Raw genomic sequence first — 13,914 nt, 5'->3', positions numbered from 1 at the left:
TAGCGTTTGAAGCCTGACCTTAAGAGACGGCTTTGTCGTCGCCCTTGAGGCTAGCCGGCGGCCAGTTTTCCAGGCGCATACCCAGCGAGAGCCCTTTGGACGCCAGCACGTCCTTGATCTCGGTCAGAGACTTCTTGCCCAAGTTAGGAGTTTTCAGCAGCTCAACTTCGGTGCGCTGGATCAGATCACCGATGTAATAGATCTGCTCTGCTTTCAGACAGTTCGCGGAACGTACAGTCAGTTCCAGGTCATCTACCGGGCGCAACAGCACCGGATCGATTTCCGGCTCGCTCGGCTCAGACTTGGTCTGCTCGCTCGCATCCTCGAGATCGACAAATACCGCCAGCTGCTGCTGAAGGATTGTCGCTGCACGACGGATGCACTCTTCCGGATCGATAGTCCCGTTGGACTCGATGTCGATAACGAGTTTGTCCAGGTCGGTGCGCTGCTCAACACGGGCGCTCTCTACGGCGTAGGAGACACGCAATACCGGGCTGAAGCTGGCATCGAGCTGCAGGCGACCAATGGAACGAGTTTCATCGTCCTCGCTGATGCGCGCATCGGCAGGCACGTAGCCACGACCGCGCGATACGGTCAGCTGCATATTCAGGCTTGCGCCGGTATTCAGGTGAGCAATCACGTGATCCGGGTTAGCCAGTTCCACGTCCTGGGTCAGCTGGATATCTCCCGCTGTGACAGGACCGGGCTCAGACTTGCTGAGCGTCAGCACCGCTTCGTCGGCGTTGTGCAACGCGATAGCCACACCCTTGAGGTTCAACAGGATCTCAATGACATCCTCCTGAACCCCTTCGATGCTGCTGTACTCGTGCAGCACACCCTCGATCTCCGCTTCCGTGATGGCACAGCCAGGCATGGAAGAGAGCAGAATACGGCGCAGCGCATTGCCCAGAGTGTGACCGAATCCACGCTCAAGCGGCTCAAGAGTCACTTTGGCGCGTGTCTTACTGATCTCCTGCACGTCGATGTGACGTGGGCTAAGAAACTCGTTTACTGAACGCTGCATAGTTCCACCAGTCAAGAGTTCAAAGATTACTTCGAGTAGAGCTCAACGATCAGGTGCTCGTTGATATCCGCAGACAGATCGCTGCGTTCCGGCAGTGCCTTGAAGACGCCTTCCATCTTCGCAGTATCTACCTCGATCCACTCGACGGGTGCGCGCTGAGCGGCCAGTTCCAGTGCGTGTTTGATACGCAGCTGGTTTTTGGCCTTTTCGCGCACTGCTACAACATCACCTTCTTTGACCTGGTAGGACGGTACGTTGACTGCCTGGCCATTAACGGTGATTTGACGGTGGGACACGATCTGACGAGCCTCCGCGCGGGTTGAACCGTAACCCATGCGATAGACAACGTTGTCGAGACGACTTTCCAGAAGTTGCAGCAGGACTTCACCTGTTGCGCCCTTCTGACGAGCCGCTTCTTTATAGTAGCTACGGAACTGGCGTTCCAGAACACCGTAGGTACGACGTACTTTTTGCTTTTCACGCAGCTGCAGACCGTAGTCGGACAGGCGGCCACGACGGGCGCCGTGCATACCCGGTACTGTTTCTGCTTTGCACTTGCTATCGAGTGCGCGGACACCGCTCTTCAGGAAGAGATCGGTACCTTCGCGACGGGACAGCTTGCACTTAGGTCCAAGATAACGAGCCATATTACTGTCTCCAGATTAAACGCGACGCTTCTTCGGCGGACGGCAACCGTTGTGCGGAATCGGCGTTACGTCAGTGATGTTTGTGATTTTGTAGCCGCAGCCGTTCAGAGCACGAACTGCAGACTCGCGACCCGGTCCCGGGCCCTTCACAAACACGTCCAGGTTTTTCAGTCCGTATTCGAGTGCCGCGTTGCCGGCACGTTCCGCAGCCACCTGAGCGGCAAACGGGGTGCTCTTGCGCGAGCCACGGAAACCTGAACCACCGGAGGTCGCCCAGGACAGTGCGTTACCCTGGCGATCGGTAATAGTAATAATGGTGTTGTTAAAAGAGGCGTGGATGTGCGCGAGGCCATCCGCTACCTGCTTTTTAACCTTTTTACGTGTGCGATTACCTGGCTTTGCCATATTCGGAAATTCCTATCGCTTACTTACGGATCGGCTTACGCGGTCCCTTGCGGGTGCGAGCGTTGGTCTTGCTGCGCTGACCGCGAACCGGCAGGTTGCGACGATGGCGCAGACCACGGAAACAACCGAGGTCCATAAGACGCTTGATGTTCATGTTGACTTCACGACGCAGGTCGCCTTCAACAGTCAACTTGGCAATTTCACCACGAACATTATCGAGCTGTTCTTCAGACAGATCACCGACTTTAACAGTCGGCTCGATGCCGGTCGCTTCGCAGATCTGCTGAGCAGTCGTGCGGCCAATACCGTAAATGTAAGTCAGAGAAATTACCGCATGCTTATTGTCAGGAATATTGACGCCAGCTATACGGGCCATTCAATGTACTCCAAATCTTCGTCCCCGGCTTGGTTAGCTTCGGAGACCGTTTTAATCAATTAGTCCGTGGAAGGCGCGCAATACTACACGTTGATCATTTTTAAATCAAGTGATGCGCGCCCCACGACCAGCCTTGCGTGGATTAGCCCTGGCGCTGCTTGTGACGGGGCTCCACCTTGCAGATCACGCGCACGGAACCGTTGCGACGTACGATCTTGCAGTGACGGCAAATCTTTTTAACAGATGCACGTACTTTCATGATCCACCTCATTCGGCTTAGCGCAGGAGACCTGCGCCGCCTTTAAGATTCGATTTTTTCATCAGTGATTCGTACTGATGTGACATCAGATGCGACTGCACCTGAGCCATGAAGTCCATCACCACAACTACCACGATCAGCAGAGAGGTACCCCCAAAGTAGAAGGGCACATTCCAGGCAACGACCAGGAATTGCGGCATTAGTGATACGGCTGTTATGTAGAGCGCACCGAACAGTGTCAGGCGGCTCAGAACCGTATCGATATAGCGTGCGGACTGCTCACCAGGACGGATCCCAGGAATAAAGGCACCTGACTTTTTCAGGTTATCCGCCACATCTCGGGGATTGAAAACAATCGCCGTGTAGAAGTAGCAGAAAAATACGATCGCAATTGCAAACAGCAGAATGTACAGCGGCTGTCCCGGCCCAAGAGCCAGAGCCACATCCTGCAGCCAATCCATACCGTCACCCTGCCCGAACCACTGACCGATCGAGGCCGGGAACAGGAGGATACTGGAAGCGAAGATCGGCGGGATAACGCCGGCCATATTCACTTTCAGCGGGAGATGGCTGGATTGCGCGGCGTATACGCGGCGGCCCTGCTGGCGTTTGGCATAATTAATGGTAATGCGGCGTTGACCGCGCTCCATGAACACCACAAAACCAACAGTGGCAACCGCCATCACGGCGATAGCCAGCAGCGCGAGGATGTTAAGATCACCCTGGCGCGCCGCTTCAAAGGACTGACCGATTGCACTGGGCAAGCCGGCCACAATACCCGCGAAAATCAGAATCGAGATCCCGTTACCGATCCCCTTCTCAGTGACCTGTTCGCCAAGCCACATCAGGAATACGGCACCGGCGACCAATGTCACGACCGCCACGAAGTAGAAGCTGAAGTCCGCTACGAACGCGACCCCCTGGTTAGCAAGACCTACTGCCATACCCAGCGACTGAACAGTAGCCAGAGCCACTGTCGCATAGCGGGTATACTGGTTGATCTTGCGCCGTCCGGCTTCTCCCTCTTTCTTCAACTGCTCAAGCGTGGGGCTCACTATCGTCATCAGCTGCATGATAATGGATGCAGAGATGTACGGCATGATACCCAGAGCCAGGATGGACATGCGCTCCAGAGCGCCGCCCGAGAACATGTTGAAAAGGCTCAGGATCGTACCCTGATTCTGATCAAACAGCGCAGCGAGACGATCGGGGTTAATACCCGGCACCGGGATATGCGCCCCGATCCGGTAAACAATGATCGCTATCAGCACGAAGCGCAGGCGAGACCAAAGCTCGCCCAGTCCACTCTGCATTCCCGCTGGTATTTGTCCTTTCTTAGCCATTTACGCCTCGACTTTACCGCCAGCAGCTTCGATCGCAGCCTGCGCACCGTTAGTCACTTTCAGACCTTTAACGGTGACTGCCTTGTTGATCTCGCCAGACAGGATCACGCGAGCAGATTTAATTTCCTGCTTGATGATGTCCGCCTGTTTCAGCGCGTCAAGATCGACCACTTCAACGCCGGCAGCAGCCAGCTCATTGAGGCGGATCTCAGCGACGTAACGCGCCTGACGGGAATTGAAGCCAAATTTCGGCAGACGACGCTGGATCGGCATCTGACCGCCTTCAAAACCCGGGTTTACACTTCCGCCGGAGCGGGATTTCAAGCCCTTGTGGCCACGGCCACCAGTTTTACCCAGACCGGAGCCGATGCCACGACCGACACGCTTGGGAGCGTGCTTAGAGCCGGCACCCGGGCGCAGAGAATTCAAACGCATTGGGTCACTCCTCTTACTCGCTAACTACCTGAACCATGTAGTTAACCTTGTTGATCATGCCACGTACCGCAGGGGTGTCTTCCACTTCTACGACGTGACCGATGCGACGCAGGCCCAGGCCTTGCACACAAGCCTTATGCTTGGGCAGGGTGCCGATGGTGCTGCGAACCAGTGTTACCTTGATCTTGTCAGCCATCTCTTAGTTCCCCAGGATATCGTCGACAGACTTGCCGCGCTTGGCAGCTACATCTTCCGGAGACTTCATGGAAGCCAGACCTTTAACGGTCGCGCGTACAACGTTCACCGGGTTGGTAGAGCCGTAGCACTTGGCCAGTACGTTGTGCACACCGGCCAGTTCCAGTACGGAACGCATCGCACCACCGGCGATAACGCCAGTACCTTCAGACGCCGGCTGCATGTAAACCTTGGCAGCGCCGTGGTTGGCTTTGACCGGGTACTGCAGTGTGTGCCCATTCAGGTGCACGCTTACCATGTTGCGACGGGCTTGTTCCATCGCTTTCTGGATCGCAACAGGCACTTCACGCGCCTTGCCGCGGCCGAAACCGACACGACCATTGCCATCACCGACCACAGTCAGCGCGGTAAAACCGAAAATACGACCGCCTTTTACCACTTTGGCGACGCGGTTTACCTGAACCAGCTTCTCCTGCAGTTCACCGTCTTTCTGTTCGTGATTTGCCATATTCGAAACCTTTAGAATTCCAGGCCGCCTTCGCGAGCAGCATCAGCGAGAGCCGCTACGCGACCGTGGTATTTGAAACCTGAGCGGTCAAACGCGACTTCAGTAACACCGGCTTCTTTGGCCCGCGAAGCGATCAGAGAACCGATCTTCTTGGCGGCTTCGATGTTACCGGTAGCCCCTTCGCGCAGATCCTTTTCCAGCGTTGAAGCGCTGGCCAGCACCTTGCTGCCGTCGGCAGAGATGACTTGCGCATAGATGTGACGCGGGGTGCGATTGACGCAGAGACGTACAGCACCCTGTTCGCGCATATTGGCGCGAGCACGGCGCGCACGACGGATACGAGCTTCTTTCTTAACGTTCATGACCCTGCCTTACTTCTTCTTAGCCTCTTTGCGGCGTACATATTCGTCGGCATAGCGAACACCCTTGCCCTTATAAGGCTCAGGCGGACGGAAACCGCGAACTTCTGCAGCCACCTGACCGACACGCTGCTTATCAGCACCGCTGATAACGATAGTGGTCGGGTTTGGCGTTTCGGCGGAAACACCTTCAGGCAGTTCGTAATCGATCGGATGAGAGAAGCCCAGAGTCAGGTTCAGAACCTTACCCTTGGCCTGGGCGCGATAACCAACGCCCTGCAGCGCCAAGGTCTTGCTAAAGCCTTCGCTTACACCGACCACCATGTTATTCACCAGCGAACGCATCGTCCCGGCCAGCGCCATGGACTGCTTGGAACCGTCGCGCGGTGCAAAATTCAACTGACCGTCAGCCTGCTCTACAGCAACAGCCGGGTGAGCATCAATCGCCAGCTGACCGTTCTTGCCCTTGACGGCAACGTTCTGGCCAGCGATTTTGATTTCCACGCCTGACGGTACTACTACGGGTTTCTTCGCAATTCGTGACATTGGAGACCTCTTAGAATACCGTGCAGACTACTTCACCGCCGATACCCGCTTCGCGAGCAGCGCGATCAGTCATGACGCCCTTGCTGGTGGAGATGATCGCAACACCCAGACCATCGGATACCTTAGGCAGCTCGGAAGCGGCTTTATAGATACGCAGACTGGGGCGGCTTACGCGTTTAATCTCCTCGATAACCGGCTTACCTTCGAAGTACTTCAACTCGATGGTCAGAACCGGTTTAACATCACCTTCTACGCTGTAGTCGGTGATGTAACCTTCCTCTTTGAGAACCTGGGCAATCGCCAGCTTCTGCTTGGAGGACGGCAGGGACACGACCTGTTTCTCAGCCATGTGCCCGTTACGGATACGAGTAAACATATCCGCGAGTGTGTCTTGCATACTCATGCTATTAACATCCTCTTAGTGCAGCGCGGCGCGGTAGCGAAGCCCTCACGGGTTTCGCCCAGACCGCCGTGCTTACCGTTTGGCGAACTGTATTACCAGCTCGCCTTCTTCAGGCCCGGGACATCGCCACGCATGGCAGCTTCGCGCAGCTGGTTACGGCACAGTCCGAACTTGCGGTAAACCGCATGCGGACGACCGGTCACCTGGCAACGACGCTGTTTGCGTACCGGGCTCGCGTCGCGCGGCAATTTCTGCAGCGCGATCTGTGCGTCCCAAACCTCATCTTCTGAGCTGTTCGGGCTAGCAACAATTGCTTTGAGCTGAGCGCGCTTAGCGGCGTATTTGTTAGCCAGCTTTTCGCGCTTGAGCTCGCGATTGATCATAGAAACTTTAGCCATGGTTCAACCTTGTCTTATTTCTTGAACGGGAACTGCAGCGCAGACAGCAGTGCACGACCTTCGTCGTTGTTCTTCGCGGTTGTGGTGATCGTAATATCGAGACCACGCAGTTTATCGACCTTGTCGTAGTCGATCTCCGGGAAGATGATCTGCTCTTTCACACCCATGCTGTAGTTACCGCGTCCATCGAAGGACTTGGCGCTGAGACCACGGAAGTCGCGGATACGCGGAATGGAGATATCAACCAGACGGTCGAGGAACTCCCACATGCGTTCGCCACGCAGAGTCACCTTACAACCGATCGGCCAGCCTTCACGCACTTTGAAGCCCGCGATGGACTTGCGCGCTTTGGTGACAATCGGCTTCTGACCGGCAATAGCGGTCATATCGCCAATGGCGAAATCAAGCTGTTTCTTGTCGCCCAGCGCTTCACCAACACCCATGTTCAGGGTGATTTTGGTGATACGGGGAACGGCCATAACGTTAGGAGCCTGAAGCTCCTCTTTCAGCTTGTTTTTTACTTCGTTTTCGTAGAGCGCTTTCAGTCTAGACATCTGCACCAACCCCTCTTACTTATCTCCGGCGACGAGCTCGCCGGTGGACTTGAAGAAACGTACCTTGGTGCCGTCTTCAAGCAGCTTGAAGCCCACACGATCACCTTTGTTGGTCTGCGGGTTAAAAATAGCAACGTTGGAAGTCGCGATAGCCGCTTCCTTCTCAACGATACCACCCTGCTGACCTGCCATCGGGTTCGGTTTCTGGTGCTTCTTAACCATGTTGATGCCGGACACGATCAGACGATCGTTTTCCAGGACGCGCATGACTTTGCCACGCTTGCCCTTGTCTTTACCTGCGATCACGATGATTTCATCGTCGCGACGAATCTTGCGCATTTAGATTTACCTTCGTTTCCTGCTACCTTCCTCATGCTCAAAAACGCCAAACCCTTCCGGGAATGGCGTTTTCGCAAGAACCCTGCCTGAACAGGGGTCTTAAAGCACTTCAGGCGCCAGGGAAATGATCTTCATGAACTTCTCTGAGCGAAGTTCACGCGTTACTGGCCCGAAGATACGAGTACCGATGGGTGCGTCGTTGTTGTTCAACAGAACCGCTGAGTTAGTATCAAAGCGGATCAGTGAACCGTCCGGACGACGAACACCTTTACGGGTACGCACTACGACAGCCTTAAGAACCTGACCTTTTTTCACCTTACCGCGCGGAATCGCTTCCTTGACGGTCACCTTGATGATGTCGCCAACAGAGGCGTAGCGGCGGTGAGAACCACCCAGGACCTTAATACACTGCACACGCTTGGCGCCGCTGTTGTCAGCCACATCAAGCATCGTTTCAGTCTGAATCATGGTCTACTCCACAAACTTTTAACGGTCGCCTGCCTCTTTAGCAGGCGAACCGGCAACTGGAGCAGCAAAGGCGCGTTATATTACACCTTCGCTGCGCGCTCTTCAATGCGAACCAGAGACCAAGTTTTGGTCTTGGACAGCGGGCGAGACTCGGCGATAGTCACCAGATCACCCATCTGACACTCATTCTTCTCATCGTGAGCGTGCAGTTTGGTGGAGCGTTTGATGTACTTGCCGTAGAGCGGATGCTTCTCACGACGCTCGACCAGAACGGTGATGGTCTTGTCCATCTTGTCACTGACGACCTTGCCGGTCACAGTACGAGTACGTTTTTCAGCGCTCATTTAGTCACCTGCTTTTCATTGAGTACTGTCTTAACGCGAGCAATATCGCGACGAACCTGACCCAGCAGGTGGGTCTGAGCCAGTTGCCCAGTTGCCTTCTGCATACGCAGGTTGAACTGATCCTTCAGAAGACCCAGCAGAGACTGCTGCAGCTCTTCTACGGACTTGTCACGCAGTTCTTGTGCTTTCATCACATCACCGTCCGCTTAACGAAAGTTGTCTGAACCGGCAGCTTGGCTGCCGCCAGGGCGAAGGCTTCCTGCGCGAGATCTTCAGGCACACCGCTCATTTCGAACAGCACTTTACCCGGCTGGATCTGAGCAACCCAGTACTCGACGCTACCCTTACCCTTACCCATACGAACTTCAAGAGGCTTGGTAGTGATCGGCTTGTCCGGGAAAATCCGGATCCAGATCTTACCGCCACGTTTTACGTGACGAGTCATGGTACGACGAGCCGCTTCGATCTGGCGCGCTGTAATACGACCGCGATCAGTCGCTTTGAGTGCATACTCACCAAAGCTGACCTTGCTGCCGCGCTGAGCCAGGCCACGGTTGCGACCCTTCATTACCTTGCGGTATTTGAGACGTTTTGGTTGCAGCATTGACGTCTACCTCACTTAGCTTTCTTCGCGGGTGCTTTCTTCTCAGCGCGAACCTGCTCCAGGCCGCCGAGAATCTCACCCTTGAAGATCCATACTTTGACGCCGATCACACCGTAGGTGGTGTGCGCTTCATAGGTGGCGTAGTCGATATCTGCACGCAGAGTGTGCAGAGGAACACGACCTTCACGATACCACTCGGTACGCGCAATTTCGGCACCGCCCAGACGTCCGCCGAGCTGAATCTTGATACCCTTGGCACCGATACGCATGGCGTTCTGCACCGCACGCTTCATGGCGCGACGGAACATCACACGGCGCTCGAGCTGGCTGGCAACGCCCTGGGCGACCAGCTTGGCATCCAGATCCGGCTTACGTACTTCTTCGATATTGATGTGAACGGGCACACCCATCATCTCGGAAACGGCAGCACGCAGCTTCTCGACATCCTCACCCTTCTTACCGATAACGATACCGGGGCGGGCAGTATGGATTGTAATCTTTGCATTCTGCGCCGGACGCTCGATCTCGATGCGGCTCACAGACGCGTTTTTCAGCTGTCCTTCCAGGTAGCTACGTACCTGAAGATCATTCAGCAGTTTGTTGGCATAGTCGGCTTTGTCCGCGTACCACACAGACGTGTGATCCTTGATGACTCCAAGCCGGATACCGGTTGGGTTTACTTTCTGACCCATATCAAACTCTCCTGGCTTTCAGCTCTTAGTCTGCGACCTTGACGGTGATGTGGGAGGTACGCTTCAGAATGCGGTCAGCACGGCCTTTGGCACGTGGCATGATACGCTTCATAGTCATACCCTCATCAACGAAGACCGCGGACACGCGCAGTTCATCGACGTCGGCACCTTCGTTGTGCTCTGCATTCGCAATTGCAGACTCCAGCACCTTCTTGACGAGGTCAGCACCTTTCTTAGTGCTGAACGCCAGGATATTCAGAGCTTCGCCCACAGACTTACCACGGATCTGATCTGCGACCAGACGGGCCTTCTGGGCGGAGATGCGGGCGCCTTTATGCTTGGCGATAACTTCCATCATCTACCCCTTACTTCTTCTTGGCCTTCTTGTCGGCTGCATGACCGCGGTATGTACGAGTAGCAGCGAACTCACCTAGTTTATGACCGACCATATCTTCGGTGATGTACACCGGGACATGCTGACGGCCGTTATGTACTGCAATTGTCAGCCCGACAAAGTTCGGGAAGACGGTAGAACGACGTGACCAGGTTTTGATCGGACGACGTTCGTTAGCCTCGATTGCAGCCTCTACCTTTTTCAGCAGGTGAAGGTCGATAAAGGGACCTTTCTTCAGTGAACGTGGCACAGCTGATTCCTCTTATTTAGCCTGACGACGGCGTACGATCAGATTATCGGTACGCTTGTTCTTGCGAGTCTTGTGACCCTTGGTCGGCACGCCCCACGGAGTAACCGGGTGACGACCACCGGAGGTACGACCCTCACCACCACCATGGGGGTGATCAACCGGGTTCATCGCCACACCGCGAACGGTCGGACGAACACCACGCCAGCGCTTGGCACCAGCTTTACCCAGTTGACGCAGGCTATGCTCGGAGTTGCTGACCTCGCCCAGGGTCGCGCGGCATTCCGCCAGGACCTTGCGCATTTCACCAGAGCGCAGACGCAGCGTCGCGTATGCACCTTCACGAGCAACCAGCTGAGCAGACGTTCCAGCGGAACGAGCCATCTGAGCGCCTTTACCAGGCTTAAGCTCAACACAATGCACAGTGCTACCCAGCGGCACGTTGCGCAGCGGCATCGCGTTACCCGGCTTAATGTCAGCCACTTCACCAGACTGAACCTGAGCACCTGCTTGCAGACCTTTCGGAGCGATGATGTAACGACGCTCACCATCGGCGTATTTCAGCAGAGCGATGTGTGCAGAACGGTTAGGATCGTATTCGATGCGTTCAATGATCGCAGGAATACCATCCTTGTTGCGACGGAAGTCGATCATACGATAATGGTGCTTATGACCACCGCCTACGTGGCGAGTGGTGATGCGACCATTATTGTTACGACCACCGGACTTCGACTTTTTCTCGACCAGAGCAGCGTGCGGCTTGCCTTTGTACAGGTCGGCGCTGCTTACCTTAACGACGTGACGACGTCCGGCAGAGGTCGGCTTTGCTTTAACGATTGCCATTATTCAAACCCCTCTTATTCGCCAGCCAGGAAATCGATCTCGGAACCGTCAGCCAGTCGAACGTACGCCTTACGAACATCAGTGCGCTTGCCCATGCCGCGCATGGTGCGCTTGGTCTTGCCCTTGATGTTCAGCACGTTGACGCCCTCAACTTTTACGTTGAACAGTTCTTCAACCGCTTTTTTGATTTCCGGCTTGGTCGCGTCTGAAGCTACGCGGAACACTACCTGCTGGGTACCCTCAGCAACGATAGTGGCCTTCTCAGAGATGTGCGGACCGAGCAGCACTTTATAGATGCGTTCCTGGTTCATGCGTACACCTCCTCGATCTTCTTGAGCGCCGGCACGGTGACCAGAACCTTCTCAAAACCGACCAGGCTTACCGGGTCGATACCGGCGGCATCACGAACGTCCACATGAGGAACATTGCGCGCAGCCAGGAACAGGTTCTGTTCGACGTCTTCAGTAATCAGCAGCGCGTTATCCAGCTCAAGCTCTTTCAGCTTGGCGATAAACGGCTTGGTCTTCGGTGCATCAACAGAGAAGTCTTCTACAACAACCAGACGCTCCTGACGCACCAGCTCAGACAGGATGCAACGCATCGCTGCGCGATACATTTTCTTGTTCACTTTCTGAGCGTAATCGCGAGGCTGTGCAGCGAAGGTCACACCACCGGTACGCCAGATCGGCGAACGGGTAGTACCCTGACGTGCACGACCGGTACCCTTCTGACGGAAGGGCTTCGCACCACCACCGGAGACGGCGGAACGATTTTTCTGCGCTTTGGTACCCTGACGGCCCGCTGCCATGTAAGCAGTTACAACCTGGTGTACCAGCGCCTCATTGAACTCTTTACCAAAAGCCAGTTCGGATACTTCAACCGAACCGTTGGCTCCAGTCAGATTCAGATTCATGGAAACCTCCCTCAGGCGCGTGCTTTAACAGCAGGTTTAACGATGACGTCGCCGCCGGTTGCGCCAGGAATGGCACCCTTGACGATCAGCAGATTACGCTCGGCGTCAACGCGCACAACTTCCAGAGTCTGGATTGTGCAGCGCTCGGCGCCCATGTGACCTGCCATCTTCTTACCCTTGAATACGCGGCCCGGGGTCTGGCACTGACCAATGGAACCCGGAGCACGGTGAGAAAGAGAGTTACCGTGAGTCATATCCTGAGTACGGAAGTTCCAGCGCTTAACGCCGCCCTGGAAGCCCTTACCTTTGGATTGACCTGTCACGTCTACTTTCTGACCTGCTTCGAAGCGCTCAACTGTCAGCGCGTCGCCGACGTTGATTCCCTCATCACCATTCACGCGGAACTCCCACAAACCGCGACCGGCCTCGACGCCTGCCTTGGCATACTGCCCGGCGAGCGGCTTGGAAAGGCGATTAGCCTTTTTAGTACCGGTTGTCACCTGCACGGCGGCATAACCATCGGTATCGACAGTTTTAACGCCAGTAACGCGGTTCGGTTCCACCTCGATGACGGTGACTGGCACGGACACGCCCTCATCTGTGAAGATGCGAGTCATACCCGCTTTACGTCCGATAAGTCCTACAGACATTTTTTTACCTCTTGCCAGTTGTGTACGGGGCTGTCACCCACTATGGCTGCCCTTTTCAGGCGCATTCCACAAATAGCGCTTCATTAAGTTAATAATTCTGCGCGGTGCTGATTAGCCGAGGCTGATCTGCACTTCGACACCCGCTGCCAGATCCAGCTTCATCAGTGCGTCGACAGTTTTTTCTGTCGGCTCAACGATGTCGAGGACTCGCTTGTGCGTACGGATCTCATACTGATCACGCGCGTCTTTGTTGACGTGCGGAGAGATCAGAACGGTGTAACGCTCTTTGCGGGTAGGAAGTGGGATCGGACCACACACCTGAGCACCTGTCCGCTTGGCTGTATCAACAATCTCCTGAGCGGAAGAATCGATCAGGCGATGATCAAAAGCCTTCAGACGAATTCTGATTTTTTGGTTCTGCATTCTGATCACGCATTTCCTGTAAGTTTCTTTACGGCAATAGCCGACCTCCCCTTGGATAAAAGGGGACGCAAATCTTACTCCGCGGAGGGAAAAGGGTCAACACGAAAGGTATAAAAAACAACCAGCGAAAGAAAACCGCCGGCGGGAGGTCACTTAAAAGCAAAAAGGCCCTCACAGGGAGGGCCTTTCCAGATCAGATCACGGGATCAGGCAGTGATCTTGGATACAACACCGGCACCCACGGTACGGCCACCTTCGCGAATCGCGAAGCGCAGACCTTCTTCCATGGCGATCGGGTTGATCAGGGTAACAGCCATCTGGATGTTGTCACCCGGCATGACCATCTCAACGCCTTCCGGCAGCTCAACCGCACCGGTGATATCGGTGGTACGGAAGTAGAACTGCGGACGGTAGCCCTTGAAGAACGGAGTGTGACGACCACCTTCTTCCTTGCTCAGTACGTAGACTTCGCCTTCGAACTGAGTGTGCGGAGTGATGGAACCCGGCTTAGCCAGGACCTGACCACGCTCAACTTCGTCACGCTT

General features: G+C 55.2%; 28 protein-coding genes. All 28 read right to left on the bottom strand.

The features are described from left to right. Positions 1-19: 19 nt before the first annotated feature. Entirely contained in the window at positions 20-1,024 is a 1,005-nt protein-coding gene (locus G403_RS0110645; protein WP_027853985.1) for a DNA-directed RNA polymerase subunit alpha, read from the bottom strand. Between the two features lie 26 nt (positions 1,025-1,050). After that, complete coding sequence (rpsD, locus tag G403_RS0110640; RefSeq protein ID WP_027853984.1) at positions 1,051-1,671, bottom strand: 30S ribosomal protein S4; 621 nt, start codon at positions 1,669-1,671, stop codon at positions 1,051-1,053. A gap of 15 nt (positions 1,672-1,686) precedes the next feature. Next, on the bottom strand, positions 1,687-2,076 hold the full coding sequence (gene rpsK / locus G403_RS0110635) for a 30S ribosomal protein S11 (protein ID WP_027853983.1): 390 nt from the start codon (positions 2,074-2,076) through the stop codon (positions 1,687-1,689). A 19-nt stretch (positions 2,077-2,095) separates the two neighbouring features. After that, positions 2,096-2,452 carry a 30S ribosomal protein S13 gene (rpsM, locus tag G403_RS0110630; RefSeq protein ID WP_027853982.1) on the bottom strand — a complete coding sequence of 119 codons (357 nt, stop codon included), beginning with the start codon at positions 2,450-2,452 and terminating at the stop codon, positions 2,096-2,098. A 142-nt stretch (positions 2,453-2,594) separates the two neighbouring features. Next, entirely contained in the window at positions 2,595-2,711 is a 117-nt protein-coding gene (gene rpmJ, locus G403_RS0110625; RefSeq protein WP_027853981.1) for a 50S ribosomal protein L36, read from the bottom strand. A gap of 17 nt (positions 2,712-2,728) precedes the next feature. Further along, complete coding sequence (gene secY, locus G403_RS0110620) at positions 2,729-4,054, bottom strand: preprotein translocase subunit SecY (RefSeq protein ID WP_027853980.1); 1,326 nt, start codon at positions 4,052-4,054, stop codon at positions 2,729-2,731. After that, the gene (gene rplO, locus G403_RS0110615; RefSeq protein WP_027853979.1) at positions 4,055-4,489 is read right to left on the bottom strand and encodes a 50S ribosomal protein L15; all 435 of its coding nucleotides are present in this window, start codon (positions 4,487-4,489) and stop codon (positions 4,055-4,057) included. Positions 4,490-4,502: 13 nt separating this feature from the next. After that, positions 4,503-4,685, bottom strand: coding sequence for a 50S ribosomal protein L30 (gene rpmD, locus G403_RS0110610; RefSeq protein ID WP_027853978.1), 183 nt, complete (start codon positions 4,683-4,685; stop codon positions 4,503-4,505). Positions 4,686-4,688: 3 nt separating this feature from the next. After that, positions 4,689-5,192: a 30S ribosomal protein S5 gene (gene rpsE, locus G403_RS0110605; protein WP_027853977.1), complete on the bottom strand. Its 504-nt coding sequence runs from the start codon at positions 5,190-5,192 to the stop codon at positions 4,689-4,691. A gap of 11 nt (positions 5,193-5,203) precedes the next feature. Next, a complete protein-coding gene (gene rplR, locus G403_RS0110600; RefSeq protein WP_027853976.1) occupies positions 5,204-5,554 on the bottom strand; it encodes a 50S ribosomal protein L18 in 351 nt (116 codons plus the stop codon). Between the two features lie 9 nt (positions 5,555-5,563). Then, positions 5,564-6,097, bottom strand: a complete 534-nt coding sequence (rplF, locus tag G403_RS0110595) for a 50S ribosomal protein L6 (RefSeq protein ID WP_027853975.1) — start codon at positions 6,095-6,097, stop codon at positions 5,564-5,566. A 10-nt stretch (positions 6,098-6,107) separates the two neighbouring features. Next, positions 6,108-6,500, bottom strand: a complete 393-nt coding sequence (gene rpsH / locus G403_RS0110590; protein ID WP_027853974.1) for a 30S ribosomal protein S8 — start codon at positions 6,498-6,500, stop codon at positions 6,108-6,110. 92 nt (positions 6,501-6,592) lie between these two features. Continuing rightward, a complete protein-coding gene (gene rpsN / locus G403_RS0110585) occupies positions 6,593-6,898 on the bottom strand; it encodes a 30S ribosomal protein S14 (protein WP_027853973.1) in 306 nt (101 codons plus the stop codon). A 14-nt stretch (positions 6,899-6,912) separates the two neighbouring features. Beyond that, a complete protein-coding gene (rplE, locus tag G403_RS0110580) occupies positions 6,913-7,452 on the bottom strand; it encodes a 50S ribosomal protein L5 (protein ID WP_027853972.1) in 540 nt (179 codons plus the stop codon). 15 nt (positions 7,453-7,467) lie between these two features. Further along, positions 7,468-7,791 carry a 50S ribosomal protein L24 gene (gene rplX, locus G403_RS0110575; protein WP_027853971.1) on the bottom strand — a complete coding sequence of 108 codons (324 nt, stop codon included), beginning with the start codon at positions 7,789-7,791 and terminating at the stop codon, positions 7,468-7,470. Between the two features lie 99 nt (positions 7,792-7,890). Beyond that, positions 7,891-8,259 (bottom strand): 50S ribosomal protein L14, encoded by a 369-nt coding sequence (rplN, locus tag G403_RS0110570; RefSeq protein ID WP_027853970.1) that lies wholly within the window; start codon positions 8,257-8,259, stop codon positions 7,891-7,893. 80 nt (positions 8,260-8,339) lie between these two features. After that, on the bottom strand, positions 8,340-8,603 hold the full coding sequence (gene rpsQ / locus G403_RS0110565) for a 30S ribosomal protein S17 (RefSeq protein ID WP_027853969.1): 264 nt from the start codon (positions 8,601-8,603) through the stop codon (positions 8,340-8,342). Beyond that, positions 8,600-8,794: a 50S ribosomal protein L29 gene (rpmC, locus tag G403_RS0110560; RefSeq protein ID WP_027853968.1), complete on the bottom strand. Its 195-nt coding sequence runs from the start codon at positions 8,792-8,794 to the stop codon at positions 8,600-8,602. The genes rpsQ and rpmC overlap by 4 nt, the downstream gene beginning before the upstream one ends. Beyond that, on the bottom strand, positions 8,794-9,207 hold the full coding sequence (gene rplP, locus G403_RS0110555; protein ID WP_027853967.1) for a 50S ribosomal protein L16: 414 nt from the start codon (positions 9,205-9,207) through the stop codon (positions 8,794-8,796). The genes rpmC and rplP overlap by 1 nt, the downstream gene beginning before the upstream one ends. A gap of 11 nt (positions 9,208-9,218) precedes the next feature. Continuing rightward, a complete protein-coding gene (rpsC, locus tag G403_RS0110550) occupies positions 9,219-9,899 on the bottom strand; it encodes a 30S ribosomal protein S3 (RefSeq protein WP_027853966.1) in 681 nt (226 codons plus the stop codon). Between the two features lie 25 nt (positions 9,900-9,924). After that, a complete protein-coding gene (gene rplV / locus G403_RS0110545; RefSeq protein WP_425411698.1) occupies positions 9,925-10,257 on the bottom strand; it encodes a 50S ribosomal protein L22 in 333 nt (110 codons plus the stop codon). 7 nt (positions 10,258-10,264) lie between these two features. After that, positions 10,265-10,543, bottom strand: coding sequence for a 30S ribosomal protein S19 (gene rpsS / locus G403_RS0110540; protein ID WP_027853964.1), 279 nt, complete (start codon positions 10,541-10,543; stop codon positions 10,265-10,267). A gap of 12 nt (positions 10,544-10,555) precedes the next feature. Continuing rightward, entirely contained in the window at positions 10,556-11,383 is an 828-nt protein-coding gene (rplB, locus tag G403_RS0110535; RefSeq protein WP_027853963.1) for a 50S ribosomal protein L2, read from the bottom strand. 14 nt (positions 11,384-11,397) lie between these two features. Then, positions 11,398-11,694: a 50S ribosomal protein L23 gene (gene rplW, locus G403_RS0110530; protein WP_027853962.1), complete on the bottom strand. Its 297-nt coding sequence runs from the start codon at positions 11,692-11,694 to the stop codon at positions 11,398-11,400. Beyond that, entirely contained in the window at positions 11,691-12,296 is a 606-nt protein-coding gene (gene rplD, locus G403_RS0110525; protein WP_027853961.1) for a 50S ribosomal protein L4, read from the bottom strand. The genes rplW and rplD overlap by 4 nt, the downstream gene beginning before the upstream one ends. A gap of 11 nt (positions 12,297-12,307) precedes the next feature. Further along, positions 12,308-12,946, bottom strand: a complete 639-nt coding sequence (gene rplC, locus G403_RS0110520; RefSeq protein ID WP_027853960.1) for a 50S ribosomal protein L3 — start codon at positions 12,944-12,946, stop codon at positions 12,308-12,310. Between the two features lie 111 nt (positions 12,947-13,057). Continuing rightward, positions 13,058-13,369, bottom strand: coding sequence for a 30S ribosomal protein S10 (rpsJ, locus tag G403_RS0110515; RefSeq protein ID WP_027853959.1), 312 nt, complete (start codon positions 13,367-13,369; stop codon positions 13,058-13,060). Positions 13,370-13,575: 206 nt separating this feature from the next. Beyond that, a partial coding sequence (locus G403_RS22955) for an EF-Tu C-terminal domain-related protein (protein WP_036233445.1) occupies positions 13,576-13,914 on the bottom strand: 339 nt, incomplete at its 5' end.

This window comes from Marinobacterium litorale DSM 23545, assembly GCF_000428985.1.
GTDB lineage: Bacteria > Pseudomonadota > Gammaproteobacteria > Pseudomonadales > Balneatricaceae > Marinobacterium_D > Marinobacterium_D litorale.
The sequence above is the reverse complement of the archived record's forward strand: the minus strand, read 5'-3'. Positions and strand labels throughout refer to the sequence as shown.

Excerpts from the sequence above, each read along its gene's own strand:
- rplX (WP_027853971.1), bottom strand. The coding sequence starts at position 7,791 with ATGCGCAAGATTCGTCGCGACGATGAAATCATCGTGATCGCAGGTAAA.
- rplF (WP_027853975.1), bottom strand. The coding sequence starts at position 6,097 with ATGTCACGAATTGCGAAGAAACCCGTAGTAGTACCGTCAGGCGTGGAA.
- rplN (WP_027853970.1), bottom strand. The coding sequence starts at position 8,259 with ATGATTCAGACTGAAACGATGCTTGATGTGGCTGACAACAGCGGCGCC.
- rplB (WP_027853963.1), bottom strand. The coding sequence starts at position 11,383 with ATGGCAATCGTTAAAGCAAAGCCGACCTCTGCCGGACGTCGTCACGTC.
- rpsN (WP_027853973.1), bottom strand. The coding sequence starts at position 6,898 with ATGGCTAAAGTTTCTATGATCAATCGCGAGCTCAAGCGCGAAAAGCTG.
- rpsK (WP_027853983.1), bottom strand. The coding sequence starts at position 2,076 with ATGGCAAAGCCAGGTAATCGCACACGTAAAAAGGTTAAAAAGCAGGTA.
- rplW (WP_027853962.1), bottom strand. The coding sequence starts at position 11,694 with ATGAACCAGGAACGCATCTATAAAGTGCTGCTCGGTCCGCACATCTCT.
- rpsE (WP_027853977.1), bottom strand. The coding sequence starts at position 5,192 with ATGGCAAATCACGAACAGAAAGACGGTGAACTGCAGGAGAAGCTGGTT.
- rpmJ (WP_027853981.1), bottom strand. The coding sequence starts at position 2,711 with ATGAAAGTACGTGCATCTGTTAAAAAGATTTGCCGTCACTGCAAGATC.
- rplV (WP_425411698.1), bottom strand. The coding sequence starts at position 10,257 with ATGATGGAAGTTATCGCCAAGCATAAAGGCGCCCGCATCTCCGCCCAG.
- rplC (WP_027853960.1), bottom strand. The coding sequence starts at position 12,946 with ATGTCTGTAGGACTTATCGGACGTAAAGCGGGTATGACTCGCATCTTC.
- rplO (WP_027853979.1), bottom strand. The coding sequence starts at position 4,489 with ATGCGTTTGAATTCTCTGCGCCCGGGTGCCGGCTCTAAGCACGCTCCC.
- secY (WP_027853980.1), bottom strand. The coding sequence starts at position 4,054 with ATGGCTAAGAAAGGACAAATACCAGCGGGAATGCAGAGTGGACTGGGC.
- rplD (WP_027853961.1), bottom strand. The coding sequence starts at position 12,296 with ATGAATCTGAATCTGACTGGAGCCAACGGTTCGGTTGAAGTATCCGAA.
- rpsQ (WP_027853969.1), bottom strand. The coding sequence starts at position 8,603 with ATGAGCGCTGAAAAACGTACTCGTACTGTGACCGGCAAGGTCGTCAGT.
- rpmD (WP_027853978.1), bottom strand. The coding sequence starts at position 4,685 with ATGGCTGACAAGATCAAGGTAACACTGGTTCGCAGCACCATCGGCACC.
- rpsH (WP_027853974.1), bottom strand. The coding sequence starts at position 6,500 with ATGAGTATGCAAGACACACTCGCGGATATGTTTACTCGTATCCGTAAC.
- rplR (WP_027853976.1), bottom strand. The coding sequence starts at position 5,554 with ATGAACGTTAAGAAAGAAGCTCGTATCCGTCGTGCGCGCCGTGCTCGC.
- rpmC (WP_027853968.1), bottom strand. The coding sequence starts at position 8,794 with ATGAAAGCACAAGAACTGCGTGACAAGTCCGTAGAAGAGCTGCAGCAG.
- rpsD (WP_027853984.1), bottom strand. The coding sequence starts at position 1,671 with ATGGCTCGTTATCTTGGACCTAAGTGCAAGCTGTCCCGTCGCGAAGGT.
- rplP (WP_027853967.1), bottom strand. The coding sequence starts at position 9,207 with ATGCTGCAACCAAAACGTCTCAAATACCGCAAGGTAATGAAGGGTCGC.
- rpsJ (WP_027853959.1), bottom strand. The coding sequence starts at position 13,369 with ATGCAGAACCAAAAAATCAGAATTCGTCTGAAGGCTTTTGATCATCGC.
- rpsM (WP_027853982.1), bottom strand. The coding sequence starts at position 2,452 with ATGGCCCGTATAGCTGGCGTCAATATTCCTGACAATAAGCATGCGGTA.
- rplE (WP_027853972.1), bottom strand. The coding sequence starts at position 7,452 with ATGTCTAGACTGAAAGCGCTCTACGAAAACGAAGTAAAAAACAAGCTG.
- G403_RS0110645 (WP_027853985.1), bottom strand. The coding sequence starts at position 1,024 with ATGCAGCGTTCAGTAAACGAGTTTCTTAGCCCACGTCACATCGACGTG.
- rpsC (WP_027853966.1), bottom strand. The coding sequence starts at position 9,899 with ATGGGTCAGAAAGTAAACCCAACCGGTATCCGGCTTGGAGTCATCAAG.